Source organism: Sphingopyxis sp. OAS728, from assembly GCF_014873485.1.
Lineage (GTDB): Bacteria > Pseudomonadota > Alphaproteobacteria > Sphingomonadales > Sphingomonadaceae > Sphingopyxis.
In genome coordinates, this window is the sequence record NZ_JADBDT010000001.1 from 2135148 (window position 1) to 2154769 (window position 19622).

24 protein-coding genes are annotated in these 19622 nt (G+C 66.0%); 20 read left to right on the plus strand and 4 right to left on the minus strand.

Going from position 1 to position 19622, the window contains the following annotated elements; genetic code table 11:
- Window positions 1–2 precede the first annotated feature (2 nt).
- The 4 genes from GGC65_RS09880 to GGC65_RS09895 all read right to left on the minus strand — a co-directional run bounded on the left by GGC65_RS09880 (window position 3) and on the right by GGC65_RS09895 (window position 3653).
- Complete coding sequence (locus GGC65_RS09880) at window positions 3–428, minus strand: SRPBCC family protein (protein ID WP_192646991.1); 426 nt, start codon at window positions 426–428, stop codon at window positions 3–5.
- Window positions 425–748: an ArsR/SmtB family transcription factor gene (locus GGC65_RS09885; protein ID WP_192646992.1), complete on the minus strand. Its 324-nt coding sequence runs from the start codon at window positions 746–748 to the stop codon at window positions 425–427. Before GGC65_RS09885 ends, GGC65_RS09880 begins: the two co-directional genes overlap by 4 nt.
- Before the next feature lie 69 nt (window positions 749–817).
- Window positions 818–2449 (minus strand): alkaline phosphatase D family protein, encoded by a 1632-nt coding sequence (locus tag GGC65_RS09890; RefSeq protein ID WP_192646993.1) that lies wholly within the window; start codon window positions 2447–2449, stop codon window positions 818–820.
- A 67-nt stretch (window positions 2450–2516) separates the two neighbouring features.
- Window positions 2517–3653: a DUF3667 domain-containing protein gene (locus tag GGC65_RS09895; protein WP_192646994.1), complete on the minus strand. Its 1137-nt coding sequence runs from the start codon at window positions 3651–3653 to the stop codon at window positions 2517–2519.
- 79 nt (window positions 3654–3732) lie between these two features.
- On the opposite strand from GGC65_RS09895, the gene GGC65_RS09900 reads away from it, so the two are divergent.
- From GGC65_RS09900 to GGC65_RS09995, 20 genes are all read left to right on the plus strand, one after another.
- Complete coding sequence (locus GGC65_RS09900; protein WP_192646995.1) at window positions 3733–5019, plus strand: glutamate-5-semialdehyde dehydrogenase; 1287 nt, start codon at window positions 3733–3735, stop codon at window positions 5017–5019.
- Entirely contained in the window at window positions 5016–5363 is a 348-nt protein-coding gene (locus GGC65_RS09905; protein WP_225940761.1) for a hypothetical protein, read from the plus strand. The genes GGC65_RS09900 and GGC65_RS09905 overlap by 4 nt, the downstream gene beginning before the upstream one ends.
- Window positions 5360–6013, plus strand: coding sequence for a nicotinate-nucleotide adenylyltransferase (locus tag GGC65_RS09910; RefSeq protein WP_192646997.1), 654 nt, complete (start codon window positions 5360–5362; stop codon window positions 6011–6013). The genes GGC65_RS09905 and GGC65_RS09910 overlap by 4 nt, the downstream gene beginning before the upstream one ends.
- Window positions 6010–6408 (plus strand): ribosome silencing factor, encoded by a 399-nt coding sequence (gene rsfS, locus GGC65_RS09915; protein WP_192646998.1) that lies wholly within the window; start codon window positions 6010–6012, stop codon window positions 6406–6408. Before GGC65_RS09910 ends, rsfS begins: the two co-directional genes overlap by 4 nt.
- A 33-nt stretch (window positions 6409–6441) precedes the next feature.
- Entirely contained in the window at window positions 6442–6870 is a 429-nt protein-coding gene (locus GGC65_RS09920; RefSeq protein ID WP_037513908.1) for a 23S rRNA (pseudouridine(1915)-N(3))-methyltransferase RlmH, read from the plus strand.
- A gap of 17 nt (window positions 6871–6887) precedes the next feature.
- Window positions 6888–8081 (plus strand): murein hydrolase activator EnvC family protein, encoded by a 1194-nt coding sequence (locus tag GGC65_RS09925; protein ID WP_225940762.1) that lies wholly within the window; start codon window positions 6888–6890, stop codon window positions 8079–8081.
- Between the two features lie 121 nt (window positions 8082–8202).
- Window positions 8203–9600 carry a S41 family peptidase gene (locus tag GGC65_RS09930; RefSeq protein ID WP_192647000.1) on the plus strand — a complete coding sequence of 466 codons (1398 nt, stop codon included), beginning with the start codon at window positions 8203–8205 and terminating at the stop codon, window positions 9598–9600.
- A 12-nt stretch (window positions 9601–9612) separates the two neighbouring features.
- Window positions 9613–10095, plus strand: a complete 483-nt coding sequence (locus GGC65_RS09935; protein ID WP_192647001.1) for a disulfide bond formation protein B — start codon at window positions 9613–9615, stop codon at window positions 10093–10095.
- Window positions 10092–10607, plus strand: a complete 516-nt coding sequence (locus tag GGC65_RS09940; protein ID WP_192647002.1) for a demethoxyubiquinone hydroxylase family protein — start codon at window positions 10092–10094, stop codon at window positions 10605–10607. Before GGC65_RS09935 ends, GGC65_RS09940 begins: the two co-directional genes overlap by 4 nt.
- Before the next feature lie 80 nt (window positions 10608–10687).
- Entirely contained in the window at window positions 10688–11290 is a 603-nt protein-coding gene (locus GGC65_RS09945) for a hypothetical protein (protein WP_192647003.1), read from the plus strand.
- A gap of 301 nt (window positions 11291–11591) precedes the next feature.
- Entirely contained in the window at window positions 11592–11912 is a 321-nt protein-coding gene (locus GGC65_RS09950; RefSeq protein WP_225940763.1) for a hypothetical protein, read from the plus strand.
- Window positions 11913–12053: 141 nt separating this feature from the next.
- On the plus strand, window positions 12054–13397 hold the full coding sequence (locus GGC65_RS09955) for a TldD/PmbA family protein (RefSeq protein ID WP_192647005.1): 1344 nt from the start codon (window positions 12054–12056) through the stop codon (window positions 13395–13397).
- The gene (locus tag GGC65_RS09960; protein WP_192647006.1) at window positions 13397–14188 is read left to right on the plus strand and encodes a 3'(2'),5'-bisphosphate nucleotidase CysQ; all 792 of its coding nucleotides are present in this window, start codon (window positions 13397–13399) and stop codon (window positions 14186–14188) included. The genes GGC65_RS09955 and GGC65_RS09960 overlap by 1 nt, the downstream gene beginning before the upstream one ends.
- A 199-nt stretch (window positions 14189–14387) precedes the next feature.
- Window positions 14388–14756, plus strand: a complete 369-nt coding sequence (gene rpsM / locus GGC65_RS09965) for a 30S ribosomal protein S13 (protein ID WP_192647007.1) — start codon at window positions 14388–14390, stop codon at window positions 14754–14756.
- 103 nt (window positions 14757–14859) lie between these two features.
- Window positions 14860–15249, plus strand: a complete 390-nt coding sequence (gene rpsK / locus GGC65_RS09970; RefSeq protein ID WP_003040416.1) for a 30S ribosomal protein S11 — start codon at window positions 14860–14862, stop codon at window positions 15247–15249.
- 100 nt (window positions 15250–15349) lie between these two features.
- The gene (locus GGC65_RS09975) at window positions 15350–16408 is read left to right on the plus strand and encodes a DNA-directed RNA polymerase subunit alpha (RefSeq protein ID WP_137893326.1); all 1059 of its coding nucleotides are present in this window, start codon (window positions 15350–15352) and stop codon (window positions 16406–16408) included.
- Between the two features lie 117 nt (window positions 16409–16525).
- The gene (gene rplQ / locus GGC65_RS09980; RefSeq protein ID WP_192647008.1) at window positions 16526–16948 is read left to right on the plus strand and encodes a 50S ribosomal protein L17; all 423 of its coding nucleotides are present in this window, start codon (window positions 16526–16528) and stop codon (window positions 16946–16948) included.
- 382 nt (window positions 16949–17330) lie between these two features.
- Window positions 17331–18155: a glycine zipper domain-containing protein gene (locus GGC65_RS09985; protein ID WP_192647009.1), complete on the plus strand. Its 825-nt coding sequence runs from the start codon at window positions 17331–17333 to the stop codon at window positions 18153–18155.
- Between the two features lie 188 nt (window positions 18156–18343).
- Window positions 18344–18874 (plus strand): hypothetical protein, encoded by a 531-nt coding sequence (locus GGC65_RS09990; RefSeq protein WP_192647010.1) that lies wholly within the window; start codon window positions 18344–18346, stop codon window positions 18872–18874.
- Between the two features lie 182 nt (window positions 18875–19056).
- Complete coding sequence (locus tag GGC65_RS09995) at window positions 19057–19599, plus strand: hypothetical protein (protein WP_192647011.1); 543 nt, start codon at window positions 19057–19059, stop codon at window positions 19597–19599.
- Window positions 19600–19622: the final 23 nt, after the last annotated feature.

Below are 19622 nucleotides of genomic sequence, written 5' to 3' on the forward strand. Positions count from 1 at the left end.
GATTATGCATTGAGACCCGCGACGGCCTTCTCGAGATTTTCGAGATGAATCTTCCAACCAGCCTTGGCGCCGCCGAACGCCTGCTTCTGGTCGGGACGGAAACCGACCTGCTCCATACGCAGCAGCGTTCCCGCGGCCGTCGGCTCGAGCGTGAAGGTCACTTTGCTGTCGAGCCGGTACGCCGGATCGTCGTGCGCGTAATTCCATGTGTAGGACAGCATCCGGCCCGGATCGACGTCGAGGATTTCGCAGTCGACATGGCCCCAGTCGCCGCGCAGCTGGAAGTGGTGACCGAGGTCGAGGCCGAAGTCATTCTTCATCAGCCATTCCTCGATCAGATGCTGCGTCGTCAGCGCGCGCCAGATCTTTTCGGGCGGATGCGGAATCTCACGCTCCACGGTCACGCTGCGCACGTCGGTATCGTTCATTGATCCATCCTCTTGAGCAAATCTTCGAGATCGTCGAACCGCGCTTCCCAGAAACGGTTCATGCGCCCCGTCCAATCGACGAGCGGCGCGAGCGCGCGCTGCTGCGCGCTGTAATGCGTCTGGCGTCCCTCGTGCCGGTCGAGCACGAGCCCCGCCTGCTTGAGGATGCCGAGATGTTTGGACACCGCGGGCTGCGAAATGCCGGCGCCCGCGGTGAGCGCGCCGACCGTCTGTTCACCGTCGAGGCAAAGCCGTTCGAAGATCGCGCGCCGGCTGGGATCGGCGAGCGCCTTGAAGAGAAGGTCGGGGGACGACTGCACTAATCCATAACTCCGTGGCTATGGATAATCCCATAACCATTGAGTTATGAATGTGTCAAGCCCGGCCTATCAGGCAGCGTCGTATCGCCGCCTTCCGCGCATCGCAGTCATGCTGTGCGTATTCTTCAGCGCAAGCGAACGCGCGCGGATCGTCTCGACGCTGTGCCAGTTTGCCGTCACCCGCTCGGGGGTGAATTGCACCGTCACATAGCCGCGATCCTCGGTATTTGCCCATTTGAGCTGCGGCGACGAACGGCGCAGCGCCGCGACGCGCGTCTCGTTGGTCGCACCCTTGATGTAGCTTTCATAGCCCGGCGAGGTGACGCTCTGCCCCGCGATCTCGATCCCCGCAGGCCGACCGTCTTCCGCAAGGTCGAGCGCCCAGGCGTTGTGCGTGTCGCCGGTCAGCGTGACGAGGTCGGCATCGGCGCGCTGCGCCGCGGCGAGCAGGCGGCTACGCGCGGCGGGATAACCGTCCCACGCGTCGAGGTTGAGCGGCAGTCCGGCCTTCGCCGCGAGCTGCCCCGCCTCGACGCGGCGACGGATATAGTCGGGCTGCTCGCCGCCGAACCAGTCGCGCGTTTCGGGCGGGGTGAAGATCGTGCCCATCACCACCTGCTGCGCGCAGACCTGCCAGCGCGTCCCCGCTTTGGTCGACGCCGCGAACCCGTCGAACAGCCATTTCTCTTGGCTTGCGCCGAGCATCTGGCGCGCCGGGTCGCGATAGGCGGTCTCGGCAAAGGCTTTGAGCTTCGCGGCGGCATCGCCGCCGCCGGCAATAATCTCGTCGACTTCGAACTGCCGGTCGCGCGCCGTCACGCGCGTTTCGGGGAGGAAGATCGTCGCAAGGTCGCCAACCTGATACTGGCGCCAGCGCGTGTCGGCGACGGGCATCCACTCATGATAGGCGCGTTCGGCGGCAGCCATGCGCGCGGGCCATTCGCCTTCGCCCTCATTGTGATTTTCGGCGCCGCCCTTCCAGACGTCGTTCGCAAATTCATGATCGTCCCACTGGGCGATCATCGGGAACAGCTGATGCAGCTTCTGCAGATCGGGATCGGCGCGATAGGCGGCATAGCGGAGGCGATAATCGGCGAGCGCGACAATCTCGTGCGCGGGCTGGATCTCGCGCCCGGGCAGCGCGTCCTTTGCTGCGGGATAGTCGCCGGCCTTATATTCATAAAGATAGTCGCCGACATGCGCGACGAGATCGATGTCGCCGCGCGCCGCGGCATGGCCATAGGCGGTGAACCAGCCGAACGGCATGTTCGAGCAGGAAAAGAGCGCCAGATTGAACGCTTTGGTCGACCCCTGCGGCAAGGTGCGCGTGCGGCCGGTCACCGATTTGGTGCCGTCGGGCGCGACAAAGCGATAATGATACCAGCGGCCGGGCTTGAGCCCGTCGACGACCAGCTTGGCGGTATGATCGCGCTCGCCCGCCGCAACGACGCTGCCGCCCGCAACGACCTTCGAAAAATCCTCGCTTTCCGACAATTCGGCGGTCAGCGTCGTATCGTTCGCCGCGGCGTAGCGCGTCCAGAGCAGCACCGAGTTCGGACCCGGCTCGCCGCTGGCGACGCCGTGGGTAAAGCCCTGCGCCATCGCCGCGCGCGCCGCGCCGGGCAGCGACAGCGCCGCGAGCCCCGCCGTGCCGAGCTTGATGAGCAAACGGCGATCGATTTCGTTCCACAGCTGATGCATCGCATATTCTCCCGCGTCGCCGGGTCTGTGGCCCGTCTTTGTTACAGCTTTGCGCTCGCCCCGGCCGCTATCCGCTGATCCCGAGCGCGAGCAGCAGCAGCATGAACCAGATCACCGCAAACAGGCTGAAAAAAAGCAGCAAGGTCGCGCGCACGAGCGAACCGAAGCGCGACGAACGATAGGCGTCGCGGAGTTGGCGATACATATGGAACGGCACATAGAGCATCGCGAGGAAGGTCGCCATATCGCCGAAGATCGTGAGGTTCAGAAGGCGTACCACGACGAACAGGAGCAGCATGAAGCTGATCGAATAAGTGACGAAGACGAAATGGTCGTAGGTGTGGAAGCGACGGCTGAACGGAAAGAGCAGCCACATTAAGGGCAGCGACAGCGGGATCAGCGCCCAGGCGAATTTATAGGCGTTCGCCTGTAGCTTGTAGAGAACAAGCGCCGGGTTCGCGAACGCCTTTTTGAGACCATGGTCGATGAACGGAACGCCCGTATCGATCTTGTTCTGCGAGATGAAATTGGCGCTTGTGAGCGCCTGCTCGGCGGGATCCTCCAACACCGGTGGCCCCGCGGCGCGGTCGGCCGCGCGCTCGGTCTTGCTGCGGCTGCGCGCGACGCCGAGATAGTCGGCGCTTTTCTGGAGCACGTCGCGTTCGGCCTCCAGCTCGCGGCGTTGGTCGGCGGGCAGATCCTTTTTGACCAGTTCGGCGTCCACCCGGTCGACCTCGGCCTGCATGCTGTCCTTGATCGCGGTCGTGCGCGTCTGTTCGGCCGCCGCCTTGTTCAGCCCCTCGCCGAAACCGCCGCCGCTGCCGACCATCGCGAGCACCGCATAGGTCAGGAAGACCGCGAACAGGAACAGTGCGAGCGGTGAAATGAAGCGCGCTCGCTCGCCATGGATATAGCGACGCGTCAAGTCGCCCGGCCGCCAGCTGAGGAGCGGCAGCGTGTTCCAGATCTTGCCCTCGAAATGGAAGATCGCGTGGACCAGATCGTGCCCGATCGCGCCGAAACTGCGGTGCACGTCGGCGCGCTGGCCGCAATGATGGCAGTGCGACCCCGCTAGGCTGGTGCCGCAGTTCAGGCAGCGCAGGCCGGCATGCGCCGCGCCATCTCCCCCATGATGCGGCTCGACCGCACGCGCCGCCAAACCGGCAGTCACCGCCGCCCCGATGCCTTCGATATCCCCTGTCATGCTGCCCTGCCTAAAGGCGTGCGAGGCGCCACGCAACGGGACTTTCGCGGCCCGTACAAAGCGTGATAGTGGCAGCGCCATGAACGCCGAAGCCCTCACCGCCCCGCCGATGCCCGGCGACGCCGCCGCCCTGATCGCCGACATGGGCGCGCATGCGCGCGCCGCGTCGAAGGTGCTCGCGCAGGCGCCGACCGCCGACAAGGCGGCCGGACTGGTTGCAGCGGCGGCGCAAATCCGTGCGCGGACGGCCGACATCCTCGCCGCCAATGCCGAGGATATGGCGGCCGGACAGAAGAATGGACTGTCGGGTGCGATGCTCGACCGGCTGCGGCTCGACGAAGGCCGGCTCGCGAGCATCGCGGACGCGATCGACGATGTGGCGGCGCTGCCCGATCCGTCGGGCGCCGAAATCGACCGCGTGACGCGGCCCAACGGCCTGGTGCTGAGCCGCGTGCGCGTGCCCTTGGGCGTCGTCGGCATCATCTATGAAAGCCGCCCCAATGTGACCGCCGATGCCGCCGCGCTCGGCCTGATGTCGGGCAATGCGGTGATCCTGCGCGGCGGCAGCGAGGCGGTGCATTCGAACCGCGCCATTCACGCGGCCTTCGCCGCGGGGTTCGTCGCGGCAGGCCTGCCCGCCGATGCGGTGCAGCTCGTCCCGACGCAGGACCGCGCCGCAGTCGGCGCGATGCTCCGCGCGCAGGGGCTGATCGACATCATCATCCCGCGCGGCGGCAAGGGCCTCGTCGCGCGCGTGCAGGACGAGGCGCGCGTGCCCGTGCTCGCGCATCTCGACGGCATCAACCACCTCTATATCGACGGCGCCGCCGATCCGGCGAAAGCGGTCGAGCTCGCGGTCAACGCCAAGATGCGCCGCACCGGCGTTTGCGGCGCGACCGAAACGATCCTGATCGACCGCGCCTATCCTGCGCCGCTCGCGATCGTCGACGCGCTGGTCAAGGCCGGCTGCGAAGTGCGCGGCGACAAGGCGGTGGCTGCGCTGAGCCCGCATGTCGACGCGGCATCGGCGGGCGACTGGGACACCGAATATCTCGACGCGATCGTCTCTATCGCGATGGTCGACGGCCTCGCCGGCGCGCTCGCGCATATCGACGCGCATTCGAGCAAGCACACCGACGCGATCGTCACCGAGGACGCCGCGATCGCCGAACGCTTCCTGAGCGGCGTCGACAGCGCGATCGTGATGCACAATGCCTCGACGCAATTCGCCGACGGCGGCGAATTCGGCCTCGGCGCCGAGATCGGTATCGCCACCGGCCGCCTCCACGCGCGCGGCCCCGTCGCGCTTGAGGGGCTTACGACGTATAAATGGCTGGTGCGCGGTACGGGGCAGGTGCGGCCGTGACCGATCATATCCGCTTGTGGCGCCCCGTAGGTCCGGACGAATTATTGCTTATTGCCAGAAGCGGGATGAAAGAGTTTCCGCCACGCTTGCCTGAACAGCCAATCTTTTATCCGGTCACGACGTTAGGATATGCAGTAAAGATCGCGCGGGATTGGAACGTCCCCGCGTCCGGTTCGGGATTTGTGACCGAATTTGACGTCTCGGCGGAGTATCTTGCCAGCTATCGTGTCGAACAGGCCGGCGGCAGCGAGCATGAAGAATATTGGATACCGGCCGAAGACGTGCCTCGCTTCAACGATGCGATCCACGGTCATATCAGGGTGGTGAAGTCATTCCCCGAATGATCCCCACCGGCCTCCTCGGCGGCAGCTTCAATCCCGCGCATGGCGGGCATCGCGCGATCAGCCTGAATGCGATCGACGCGCTCGGGCTGAGCGAATTGTGGTGGCTCGTCTCGCCCGGCAATCCGCTCAAGCCCAAGGCGGGCATGGCTTCGCTCCCCGCGCGCCTCGGTTCGGCGCAGCACATCGCGCGGCGGTCGCCGATTCGGGCAACCGCGATCGAGGCCGAACTCGGCACGCGCTACACGATCGACACGCTCAAAAAGCTCGTCCGCCGTTACCCGAACCGGCAGTTCATCTGGATCATGGGGGCCGACAATCTGGTCCAGCTGCCCCAATGGCGCGACTGGCGGGGGATTGCCCGACTCATGCCGATTGCGGTTATCGCGCGTCCGGGCTATAATGACCGCGCCCATGCAAGACGTGCGATGGGATGGCTGCGGCGATTTGTCCGGCCCGCAGACCAGAAGAAGCATTGGACGGACTGGAGACCGCCCGCCCTCGTGTTCCTGCGTTTTTCGCCCGATGTGCGATCCGCAACTGCGATACGGCAGGCCAACCCCCGCTGGTTCGAACGCTATGAAGGCCGCGCCCTGCGCGACCCGCTGACGCGTTCGCGGCTTGTGGACACGAACAGGAAAGGACGCATTTGATCTCCGCAACCCAGGATGCCGCCAATGGCGCCGCATCCGCCAATGACAGTGTGGATACGCTCCACGCGCTGATCCTCCACCAGCTGGACGAGGACCAGGCCCAGGAAACCATCTCCATCCCGCTTGCCGGTAAAAGCAGCATCGCCGATCATATGGTGATCGCGAGCGGCCGGTCGACGCGTCATGTCTCGGCCATCGCCGAGAAACTGGCACAGCGGATCAAGCAGGAAGCGGGCCGTCAGGTTCGCGTCGAAGGACTGCCCAATGCCGATTGGGTGCTGCTCGACGCGGGCGACGTCATCGTCCACCTGTTCCGTCCCGAGGTGCGTAGCTTCTACAACCTCGAGCGCATGTGGTCGTTCGGCGACGCGCCGCCGGTCGCCGCCGCAAATTGACGCCTTAGCCTCGCTCAGGCTAGGCGAGGCGTCATGTTGCTGCACATCATCGCGCGCGGGCGCATCGGGCGCGGGCCCGAGGCCGAGCTGGTCGAGCGCTATATGAAGCGCGTGACCTGGGCGCAGAAGATTTCGGAGCTTCCCGACACCGGCGGGCGGATGCCTGCCGCGGCTGAAAATAGCCGCACCATCCTGCTCGACGAGGGCGGCGACCAGATGTCGTCGCTCGAATTCGCCAAATTGCTCGAAAAATGGCGCGACGGCGGCGTACGCGAGGCGCGCTTCTGCCTTGGCGCCGCCGACGGCTTCACGCCCGAGGAGCGCGAGGGCGCCGACAAAGTCATCGCCTTTGGCCGCGCGACCTGGCCGCATCTGATGGCGCGCGCGATGCTCGCCGAGCAATTGTGGCGCGCCACCAGCATCGTCGCGAACCACCCCTATCACCGCGAAGGCCGCCAGTGAGACGCGCGTCTGCCACCTTGGCGATCGCGGCCCTTTTCGCGGGCGGTGCTCTTGCGGTGGCGCAAAGCGATATCTTCGATCCCGCCGCGATCGCCGAGCGCGAACGCGAGCAACTGCTCGGCGCGAAACAGCAGTCGGCGGCGGCGATGGCGCGCAGTGCGCTGCTCGAAAAACAGGCGCTGGCGGCAAGCAGCGAAGCCGACCGGCTGAAGAAACGCAGCGCAGCGCTCGCCGCCCGCATCCAGTCGGCCGAGGCCGATATCAGCGCGGGCGAGGCGCGCGTCGCGCTCGTCACCCGCCGCCTTTCCGCGCAGCGCGCGCGACTGGCGCAGCAGCAGCAGCCTTTGCTCGAACTCGCCGCGTCGCTCCAGCAACTGAGCCGCCAGCCGCCCGTCAGCGTCCTCGCGCAGCCGGGATCGCTCACCGACATGGTCCATGCGCGCGCAGTGATCGACGCCGCGATGCCGGTAATCGAGCGCCGCACTGCGGGGGTTCGCCGCGAACTCGCGTCACTCGACACCACCCGGCGCCAGCAGGCGATCGCGCTGAAAGCACTCTCGTCGAGCAAGGCGCAGCTGGCGCACCGCCGCGACGCGCTGACCCGGCTCGAAAACGAAGGTCGGCTGCGCTCGCGCGAGCTGATGAGCAGCGCGCAGCTCGAAGCCGACCGCGCGCTCGGGCTCGGCGAAAAGGCGCGCGATATCGTCGACTTGATGGACACGCTCGAAGCCGACGGCGCGGTGCGCGCCGAACTCGCGCAGCTTGCCGGTCCGCTGCCGCGCCCGCGCAATCCCGAGAGCAATATCGCCAGCGCCGCCCCGTCCGCCCCCGCCGAGGCCGAGCTGACGCAGGGCGCCTATCGCCTGCCCGTCGTCGGGCGCATCGTCGCCGGGCTGGGCGAGGTCAATGAAAGCGGCGTGCGCTCGCGCGGCGTGACGATCGCGGCGCGCCCTGGCGGCCAGGTCGTCGCCCCCGCCCCCGGCCGCGTCGGCTTCGCCGGCGATTATCGCGGCTATGGCAAGATCGTGATCATCGACCATGGCGGCGGCTGGGTCTCGCTCCTCACCGGGATGATCGCGCTGTCGGTCGGGGTCGGCGACACGCTCGATGCCGGGGCCCCGATCGGCCGCGCCGGGTCCGACGACAGCCGCATCACCGTCGAACTCCGCCGCGCCGGACGGCCGGTCGATATCGTCGCGATGATCGGTTAATCATCCGTTCGGCCCCCGTCCTGCATAGGGATGCACCGCTTGACGCCCGCATATTTGCGTAGGAGGATGGCGCGCCGGGGATTATAAGGCGGGATTGCTCTCGCGTGACTGAAAGACGCCCATGACCGAATCGACCAAGACCATCTCGTCCCCACGGCGCCGTTTCGCCTTGTGGCAGGGTGCCGCCGCGCTTTCGACGCTGGCGCTCGTCCCGCTCGCGACCGGGGCGATGGCGACCGTCGATTCGAAGACGCAGGAAGAAATTTCGCGCTTCATGGACGTCTATCTCGAGGTCAAATCCAACTATGTCGAACCCGTCGACGATTCGAAGCTGATCGAAGGCGCGATCAACGGCATGCTCGCCAGCCTCGACCCGCATTCGGGCTATCTCGACGCGCGCGGCTTTTCGAACCTGCGCACGCAGACCGACGGCGAATATGGCGGGCTCGGCCTGTCGGTGACGATGGAAGACGGCGTCGTGAAGGTGATCGCGCCGACCGCCGACACCCCCGCCGCCAAGGCGGGGATCAAGGCGGGCGACTATATCACCCACATCAACAAGGAACTGATCTTCGGCCTGACGCTCGACGAGGCGGTCGAACAGATGCGCGGGCGCCCCGGAACCAAGATCGACATCACCGTCGTGCGCGAAGGGCAGGACAAGCCGATGGAACTGTCGCTGACGCGCGAGATCATCGACCTCAAGCCCGTGAAATGGGAAGTCGAGGGCGACGTCGGCGTGCTCACCGTATCGAGCTTCTCGGCCGACGCGACCACCGACCTCAAGGCCGCGATGATGGCGGTCGAAAAATCGCTCGGCAAGAAACCGCGCGGCTGGATCCTCGACCTCCGTTCGAACCCCGGCGGGCTGCTCGACGAAGCCGTCGGGATCAGCGACCTGTTCCTCGAACGCGGCGAGATCGTGTCGCAGCGCGGGCGCAAGAAGGGCGATATCGAACGCTATTTCGCCGAACCCGGCGACGCCGCCGGCGGCGCGCCGGTCGTCGTGCTGATCGACTCGGGTTCGGCCTCGGCCTCCGAGATCGTCGCGGGCGCCCTGCAGGACCAGCATCGCGCGGTCGTGATGGGTGAACGCAGCTTCGGCAAGGGATCGGTGCAGACCGTGTTGCCGCTGACCGACACCACCGCGCTCCGCCTGACCACCGCGCGTTATTATACGCCGTCGGGCCGCAGCGTGCAGGAAGGCGGCATCGAACCCGATATCCGCGTGCCGCAGATCTCGGACCCCGACTATGCCTCGCGCCCGAAGTTCCGCGAAAGCGACCTGCGCCGCCACCTCGTCAACGAGAAGAAGGTCGACAACGGGCTCCTCGAAAAGGACGAAAAGGCCGATCCGCGCTTCACCGCGACCGCCGCCGACCTGAAGGCGAAGGGCATCGAGGACTTCCAGCTCCACTATGCGCTGCAGACGATCGGGCGCATCGGTCCGGTCACGCCGCGCATGGCGCAGGGTAGCAAACCGGCGGTCAAGCCCGCCAAGCCGACCGCGCGCAACTAAGGGCCTCGGGGCATGCTGAACTCGCGGCTTTCCGCGCCCGTCGTCGCGTTCCTCGCGCCGCTGCTGCTCTACGGCGGCGCGCTCGTGTCACAATATGGCTTTGGCCTCCATCCGTGCGAAATGTGTTACTGGCAGCGCTGGCCGCACCAGGCGGCGATCGTGCTGGCGCTGCTCGCGCTGCTGCTCCGCCGCAACGACAAGGCGATGCGCGCGCTCACTCTGCTCGCCGCCGTCGGAATTGCGATCAGCGGTGCGATCGGCATTTTCCACGCCGGGGTCGAATATGGCTTTTGGGAAGGCATCACGACCTGCGCGACGGGTGGCAGCGGCCCCGTGTCGCTCGATTCGATCATGAACGCGCCGTTGATCCGCTGCGACACCGCACAATGGACGCTGTTCGGAATCTCGCTCGCCGGGTTCAACGCGATCTTCTCGCTCGGTGCCGCCGCGTTCGTCTTGACCTTGCTGCGCCGGAAGACCACATCGGCGGCATGACAAACAAGCGCACCGCATCGATGATCCGCGTCGACCAGGCGGGCGAATATGGCGCCACGCGCATCTATGCCGGCCAGCTCGCGGTGATGGGCGACCGCCACCCTATGGCGCGCGAAATCGCGCATATGGCCGAACAGGAAGAGCGCCACCGCAAATTCTTCGATGCGATGGTCGCACGGCGCGGCGTGCGCCCGACCGCGCTCCAGCCCTTCTGGAACGTCGCGGGCTTTGCGCTCGGCGCGGTCACCGCCGCAATGGGGCCGCGCGCCGCGATGGCGTGTACTGCTGCGGTCGAGACCGAAATCGACCGTCATTACCAGCATCAGCTCGACGAACTGGGCGACAGCGACCCCGAACTCAGCGCCGCAGTCGAGGATTTCCGCGCCGAGGAACTCGAGCATAAGGAAGCCGCGCTCGCGGCGGGCGCCGAAAGCGCTCCCGGCTATCCGGTCCTCAGCCTCGCGATCCGCGCGGGTTGCCGTGCAGCCATCGCGCTGTCGAAACGTATCTGATAGACTAACCGCCGGCGGCCGTTCACGACGGATGCAGGTAGCGGCTGCCATGCCGCCTGAAACGACAAAGGAAGATCGAGATGACCCGCCTCCCCCTGTTCGCGCTGATCCTCGCCGGCAGTGTCGCCGCCATGCCCGCCGCGACGCAGCAGACGGTGGAGGCCGAAAAGATCAATCAGGTCATCGTCTATGGCAACGACCAGTGCGAACAGTCGAGCCCCGACGAAATCGTCGTGTGTAACCGCCTGCCCGAAACCGAACGCTATCGCGTCCCCGAGATGCTGCGCGGCAATCCGCTCGACGTGCGCAACGAAGCCTGGGCGAACAAGGTCGTCGCGGTCGAACGCGTCGGCCGCTTCGGCACCGACAGCTGCTCGCCGACCGGCCTCGGCGGCTTCACCGGCTGCACGCAGCAGCTGGTCGCGGGCGCCAAGGCCGAACGCCAGGCGGCGAACAAGACCGACTGGCAGGCGATGATCGCCGACGAGCGCGCGAAGCGCATTGCGGGCATCGACGCCGCATCGGACCAGGTCGAAGCCGCGGTCGTCGCCGAGGAACGCGCGCTCGCCGAGCGGCAGAAAGCCGCCGAAGAGCTCGAACGTCAGGCGAGCGGCCAGGCCCCCGCGCCCACGGCACCCGACGAAGCCGACGCCGCGCCGCTGCCGACCCCGCCGAAGCCCTGAGGCTGCACGCCCCCACACCCCCAAAACACCCCTGACCGGCGCCCCAAATAGCCGGAAACACTGCCAGAATTGCACCGATTTTGTGGCCCAACGCGTTTTCGTTGCGAATCCGCGCCGAATTGAGTGCAAAAATTAACGAATCGCTGGCAAGCTGTCTTGACTTGGGAATTTTTGGGGCAAAACGTGCGGTTCTGGGAATCGCCAGCCTAAGGGGGCTGTAAACATGGCAACAGCATTTGGTCCGCGCCTGTGGAGGCGCACGGCAGTTAGCGTGCCGCCGGCACGGAGTCTGGGTCGCCGAATGACGTGGCACGCCGCCGCCGCCCTCCTCGCTTTTGCCGCGCTCCAGATCTGGCTCGTGATGAGTGCCATGGCCGCCGGGGCGCCGTCCGCCCTCATCGTCGTCGCTCTCGTCATGCTACTCGCGCTTGCGCTGCCCGTTGCGCGCTCGACCGAACGCCATTGGTATCGCCTCAGCCGCCAGGCGCTCGCAAGCTGGGGCCTGCACGCGCGTTTCCGCCGCGACGTCCGCCGTCTGTGGGTCGCGGCACTCACGCTGCCCTTCCTTTGGATCAGCGGCGCGATGGCCGCCACCGACGCGATCGCCGCGATCATCAAATAAGCCTTCCGCTTTCATCGTCATCCCGGACTTGATCCGGGATCCATTCCGACAGCGAAGTCATGGACCCCGGATCAAGTCCGGGGTGACGACGTTTGATGACTTTATTTTGACCCTTGCCCGCGTGCCGTATAGGGCGCGGGGATGCTGACCGTTTCCGAAGCCCTCGATCGCGCGCAGATGCTGTGTGACGCCGCCGCGAAAGCCGGCGCCGATGCCGCCGACGCCCTCTATTATTGCAACGCCGCCACCTCGGTCTCGATGCGGCTCGGCGCGCTCGAGGATGTCGAGCGGTCCGAGGGGCAGGATATTTCACTGCGCGTCTTCGTCGGCCAGCGCAGCGCGAGCGTGTCGACCGCCGACATGGACGCCGGCGAACTTGCAAAGCTGGTCGAACGCTGCGTCGCGATGGCGCGCGAGGCGCCCGAGGATCCCTATGCGGGCCTGGCGCCCGAGGAATTGCTCTTCAAGGGCGCCGTTCCCGATTTCGACCTCGACGACAACAGCGAAGCCGATCCCGCCGCGCTGCGTGAAGCGGCGCTTGCGGTCGAGGAAGCCGCGCGCGCCGTCGCGGGCGTGACCAACAGCGAGGGCGGCAGCGCGAGCCACAGCCGCACGCGCTTCGCGCTCGCGACCAGCCACGGCTTTGCCGGCGGTTACGGGTCGAGCGGCCATAGCCTGTCGGCGAGTGTCATCGCGGGCGAAGGCGCGACCATGCAGCGCGACTATGGCTGGCACAGCGCCCACCACCTCGCCGACCTCGAAAGCGCCGCCGATATCGGCAAGCGCGCCGGCACCCGCGCCGTCGCAAGGCTCAATCCCGGCAAGGCGCCGAACGGCAAGCTGCCCGTACTGCTCGACCCGCGCGTCAGCGGCGGCATCGTCGGCCATCTGCTCGGCGCGATCGCCGGCCCCGCCATCGCGCGCGGCACCAGCTTCCTGCTCGGCAAGGAAGAGCAGATGCTGTTCGACAGCGGCATCGTCATCCGCGACGAGCCCCACCGCCCGCGCGGCCTGCGCAGCCGCGCCTTCGACGGCGAAGGCCTGCCGACCGCAGCGCGTAACCTGGTCGAGGGCGGCAAGATCACCGGCTGGCTGCTCGACACGGCGTCGGCGAAGCAGCTCGGTCTGGCCCCGACCGGCCACGCCAGCCGCGGCGGCGGTGCTTCCGGGGTCGGCGCGAGCAACCTGAACCTGGCACCGGGCAATGTGACGCCTGCGGCGCTGATGGAAGGCATCGCCGATGGCGTCTATATCACCGAGCTGATCGGCCACGGCGTGAACCCCGTGACCGGCGACTACAGCCGCGGCGCGTCGGGCTTCCTGATCAAGGATGGCGCGCTCGCCGGGCCGATCGCCGAATTCACCATCGCGGGCAATCTGATCGACATGTTCGCGGCGCTGATCCCCGCGAACGACCTTGAGTTCCGTCACGCCGTCAACGCGCCGACGCTGCGTATCGACGGCATGACCGTCGCCAGCAGCTAATGCCCGGTCGCAACGTCGAAGCCGCGATCGCCGCGACGCGCGAGGTTGGCGACATGGCGATGGCGCGCTGGCGCGGCGAGGGGCAAAAGGTCAATGTCTGGAACAAGTCGCACGACAATCCGGTCAGCGACGTCGACCTGGCAGTCGATGCCCGGTTGAAGGCCGTCCTCGGCGCAATGGTGCCCGAGGCGGGATGGCTGTCCGAAGAGACCGCCGACAATGAAGCGCGGCTGTCGTGCCGCGCCATGTGGTGCGTCGACCCGATCGACGGCACGCGCGATTTCATCCGCGGCCGCCCCGGCTGGTGCGTGTCGGTCGCGCTGGTGATCGACGGCGCCCCCGAATTCGGCATCCTCTATGCCCCCGCGCTCGACGAACTCTGGGTCGCGCAAAAGGGTCAGGGCGCGCTGCTCAACGGGGAAGCGCTGCACGCCAGCCAGCGCACGACCTTCGCCGGATCGCGCGTGCCCGCCGATGCGCTGCCCAAGGTCGACAGCGACCTCGTCATCGTCACCAAGCCGAATAGCATCGCGCTCCGCATGGCGCTCGTCGCCGACGACCGCGCCGATCTGGTCGCGACGCTGCGCTGGGGCTTCGAATGGGATGTCGCCGCCGCAGCACTGATCGCCAGCGAGGCTGGTGCGACCGTCACCGACGCGTTCGGCGCGCCTTTGCGCTTCAATACGCCGCGCGCGCAAGCATTCGGCGTCATCGCCTGTGCACCCGGAATCCACACCGCGGTCGTCGACCGCTTGCATGATCGCGCGGTCGCTCTTACATCGGCGTCCTGAGCCGCATCCGCGGCTTCAAACCACCGCACTTCGCTTGACAATCGGGCCGACTCACCTTAGTTGCGCGTCCATTCCGACAGCCTGACCGGACGGCGAAGCGCCCCTGCGCGCATCGTGGTCCGTTTTTTGCGTTGGAAAATCAGACGCTTTGAGATGGGGCCGATTGCCAGCGGCCCCGTGGAGCAGGAGAAAGTTACCAATGGCACGTATTGCGGGCGTCAATCTGCCCACCAACAAGCGCGTGATCATCGCGCTCACCTACATCCACGGCATCGGTCGCAAGACCGCGGTCGACATCGCCAACAAGCTGAACATCGACCATAGCCGCCGCGTTCAGGATCTCTCGGATGCCGAAATCCTCCAGATCCGCGAAACGCTCGACGCTGACCACACGGTCGAGGGTGATCTTCGTCGCAACACGGCGATGAACATCAAGCGCCTGATGGACCTCGCCTGCTACCGCGGGCTGCGTCATCGCAAGGGCCTCCCGGTCCGTGGCCAGCGTACGCACACCAATGCGCGCACCCGCAAGGGCAAGGCAAAGGCGATCGCCGGTAAGAAGAAGTAAGGTTTTGAGCGCGTCCATCCGGGCGCGCTTCCTTACTTTTCGCCGTTGGTCACCGAAAGAAACCGACGGCCGCTTCGCAGAATTCAGGATTTAGGATAGCAACATGGCTCGTGAACCGCAGCGCCTTCGTCGGCGCGAACGCAAAAACATCTCGTCGGGCGTCGCGCACGTCAACGCGACCTTCAACAACACGATGATCACCATCACCGACGCGCAGGGCAATGCAATTGCCTGGTCGAGCGCCGGCATGATGGGCTTCAAGGGAAGCCGCAAGTCGACCCCGTACGCCGCCCAGGTGTGCGCCGAAGACGCCGGCAAGAAGGCCGCCGAACATGGCGTCCGCACCCTCGAAGTCGAAGTCAAGGGCCCTGGCGCCGGCCGTGAATCGGCTCTCCGCGCGCTGCAGGCCGTCGGGTTCCACATCACGTCGATCCGCGACGTGACGCCGATCCCGCACAATGGCGTCCGCCCGGCCAAGCGCCGCCGCGTCTGACGTCTTACGGGCGCGCTCCGCCGGAGCGCTGCCCGCATAAAATCCTCGCTGGACAGGTGGCCCGACCCCCGCCTGTCCCGCCCAAAGCAAAGGGAAATCCATGACTGTCAATATCCGGAACTGGCAGGAATTGAAGAAGCCCAGCAACCTGGAAATCAAGGCTGGCAGCGACGGCAAGCGCAAGGCGACCTTCGTCGCCGAACCGCTCGAGCGCGGCTTTGGCCTGACGCTCGGCAACGCGCTGCGCCGCGTGCTGCTCTCGTCGCTCCAGGGTGCGGCTATCACGTCGATCAAGATCGAGAATGTGCTCCACGAATTCTCGAGCCTCGCCGGCGTGCGTGAAGACGTCACCGATATCGTCCTCAACGTGAAGCAGATCGCGCTCAAGATGGAAGGTGAAGGCCCGAAGCGTCTTCAGCTTTCGGCGACCGGTCCCGCGACCGTCAAGGCCGGCGACATCATGGTGTCGGGCGACATCAAGGTGATGAACCCGAACCATGTCATCTGCCACCTCGACGATGGCGCGACGCTGAACATGGAACTCGTTGCCGACACCGGCAAGGGTTATGTCCCCGCCACCGCCAACCGTCCGATCGACGCGCCGATCGGCCTGATCCCGGTCGACTCGCTTTACTCGCCCGTGCGCCAGGTCGCCTACAAGGTCGACAATGCCCGCATCGGCCAGGAACTGGACTATGACAAGCTGAACCTGACCATCGAAACCGATGGCACGGTGACCCCGGAAGACGCCGTGGCCTATGCCGCGCGCATCCTCCAGGACCAGCTCCAGGTCTTCGTCCACTTCGAAGAAGCGATGAACGACAGCGGCCTCATCGGCATGGCGGCTTCGCCGACCACCGCCGACGAAAGCGACGTCAACCAGCTCAACCGCTTCCTTCTCAAGAAGGTCGACGAGCTCGAACTGTCGGTCCGTTCGGCCAACTGCCTCAAGAACGACAACATCATCTACATCGGTGATCTCGTTCAGAAGACCGAAGCCGAAATGCTTCGCACGCCGAACTTCGGCCGCAAGTCCTTGAACGAAATCAAGGAAGTGCTGTCGTCGATGGGTCTGCGCCTCGGCATGGACATCCCCGGCTGGCCGCCGGAAAATATCGAAGAAATGGCCAAGAAGCTCGAGCAAGAGCTGCTGGGTTAATTCCGAAGCTGTGCCCCGGCGAAAGCCGGGGTCCGGCAACAACGGGAATGGGTCGGCCCGCAATCGACCTGGTCTGGGCTACCTCACACGGGCCCTTAACAAACGAAGGAATGGGTTATGCGTCATAAATCGGGTGGCCGGAAGCTGCAGCGCACGAGCGCGCATCGCACGGCCCTGTTCCGCAACATGTCGGCTTCGCTCATCAAGCATGAGCAGATCACGACGACCGTCGCCAAGGCGAAGGAACTGCGTCCCTACGTCGAAAAGCTGGTGACGCTCGCCAAGCGCGGTGGCCTTGCCAACCGTCGCCTCGCGAACAGCCGCCTGCTCGACGACACGCAGCTCAAGAAGCTGTTCGACGTTCTCGCCGAACGCTACAAGGACCGCAACGGCGGCTACACCCGCGTGATCAAGGCCGGCATCCGCGCCTCGGACGCGGCGCCGATGGCGATCATCGAATTCGTCGACCGCGACGTCGATGCCAAGGGCCAGGATTCGGGTCCGGTGGAACAATATGACGAGGACATGGCCGAAGCCTGAGCTTCGCCTCTTCGCTAAAGATCAAGGGCGGCGTCCGAAAGGATGGCCGCCCTTTTTCTTTGCGCGTTGAACAGCCGGTTTGGGGTGGAGAACTGCCCCCGTGCACCCCGGCGAAAGCCGGGGCCCAGAGCGGAAAAGCGCAAGGTTAGTGTTGGAATTCTGGGCCCCGGCTTTCGCCGGGGTTCACATCCCTATCGGCCGCAATCGGTCGAAAGCGATCTATTTCTCAGCATGTGGACGATATCGACCCCGGCCTTCACCACGCCAGATATGCATCAAATCGGGACAGACTCTTCACGGTTAACGGATTCGCGGAAAGATGCCGATTTTGCTAACAAGCTGTTAACCAATCGGTTCAGGCCGGGCGAACAGGGAGCTTGTCATGCGCACGATCATTTTGTTGGGAATGGCTGCGGGGTCGTTGCTGCTAGCGGGGCGCGCCGGCGCCGAACAGCCCGCGCTCGACTATGGCGTCCCCGCCGATCCCGATGCGCGCGTCTACACCGGCTATCCCGACCGCGTGCCGAGCGAAGTCGAATATCGCCGCGTCTCGGGCTATGATGCCGAGGGCCGCTGGACCGGTACCTGGGACGGCACGTACGAGACGTCCGACGGCCGTCGGTACGAGGGCCGGTACGAAGGCACGGTCGAGGGCCATGGCGCGGACTATCCGCCGCCGCCCGCTTATGATCCCTATTATCAGGGCGGCTATGACGCCCGTTACAACGAAGAGATGGAACGCCGCTGTGGCCGGGGGGGCACAGTGGGCGGCGCGGTTGTCGGCGGGCTCGTGGGGGGCATCGCCGGCAACCGCATAGCCGGGCACGGCGATCGCACCGCGGGCACGCTGATCGGCGCCGGGGTCGGCGCGCTCGCCGGCTCGGCGATCGGCAATGCAGCGGACAAGAAGAAGTGCGAGGAATATTGGTCGAGCCGCACTGTCCGCTATCGCCATGACGGCGGCCACTACCAGGGCGGCTATTATCCCGGCGGCTATTCGACGAGCTATCAATATGGCGGTTATGGCTACGGTTATTATACGCCCGGCGTCGTCGTCACCACGATCATCAACGGCGCGCCCGTCGTGACCGAACGGGTCGAGACGTCGACGCGCACCTATTATGAAAATGTGCCGGTGCGGAAACGCTATGCCGCAAAGAAGAAGTGGAAGCCGAAACCCAAGGCGGTTCCGCGCTGCGTCTGCTGATACCCAGGAAAAGGTCTGGTCACCTATACTGGTCCCAGGGCCCGTCATCCACCGGATGGCGGGCCTTTTCCTGTACTGCGGTTCGCCGCACCGGAGCCACGGTTCAGCGGCGCGAAAGCATCGCGCGCGTAGAATGGCGCCATTGCGGGCTGGACCATCCTGAGCCCGCCGAAGGGGAGTGTCCCTCGATGCGTAAACTGACCGGCTTCACCACCGCCGCGGCGATCGTCCTCACTTCGGTCGGGCTCGGCGCCGTCCCCGCCGAAGCGCGTGGCCGCCATCACGGCTGGGGGTATCGCGACCGCGACCATCTCAGCACCGGCGAGGTGCTGGGCGGGCTGTTCGTCATCGGCGCGATCGCCGCGATCGCGAGTTCGGCGAGCAAGACCAAGCGCGAGCGCGCGCCGGACTATCGTTATGAACCGCCGTATCGCGACGACGAGCGGCAAGAAGTGCCGCGCTACGAACCCGATGCGCCGAACGACGTCACGCCGGGCGCCTATGGTCGCGGCGAAGCCGAAGGGCGCGCCGCCGATGCGTGCAGCTGGGCGGTCGAGGGCGAGATGGGCGACGACGCCCGCGTCGACAGCATCACGGGGACCGAGGCCAATAATGGCGGCTGGTACGTCACCGGCACCGCCTCGCGCCTCGGCGGCGAAGTGCGCAGCTTTGGCTGCAGCTACCGCAACGGCCGCGTCGTCGACGTCAATTTCGGCTGACGCCTTTCGTCGCCGGCAAAAGGCCTCTCGCCCTGCGGCGAGGGGTCTTTTCTTTATGAACGCCAGCAAAACCAAGGCTGAACGCCAGATAAGCACCGGGTTCAGGACGGCGTCACGGCCGCTCCGGTAAAACATCTCCAACAGGCCGCGACGATGCTGCCTGCGCTTAAGGAGACCGAACCATGGCTATCAAGACCAACCTGACCAAGGCCGCGATTGGTGCGGCCACCGCCGGCGCGATGCTGATCGGCGCCACTCCCGCGATGGCGCGCGATCGTGACGGCGACGGAATCGGCGCGGGCGAAATCATCGCCGGTGCCGTCGTGCTCGGCGGCCTCGCCGCGATCCTGTCGAGCAGCGACAACGACCGTTATGATCGTTACGGCCGCGATGGCCGCTACGACGATCGCTATCGCGGCCGTTACGACAACGACGCCCGCTACGGCTATGGCTATGACTATGGCCGCTATGGCAACAGCCGCAGCGCGGTCAGCCAGTGCGTCAATGCGGTCGAGCGCGGCAGCCGCCGCTATGGCCGCACCGACGTCACCGAAGTGACGAGCATCGACCGCAAGCGCGACGGCTATCGCGTCAAGGGCCGCGTGATCGTCAACGACGGCTGGCGCGGCCGCTGGGGTCGCGGCGGATCGTACGACAAGGGCAAGTTCACCTGCGACATCCGCTATGGCCGCGTCGACGACATCCGCTTCTCGGGCCTCGGCTAAGCCCCCGACCGGCTGACAATCGG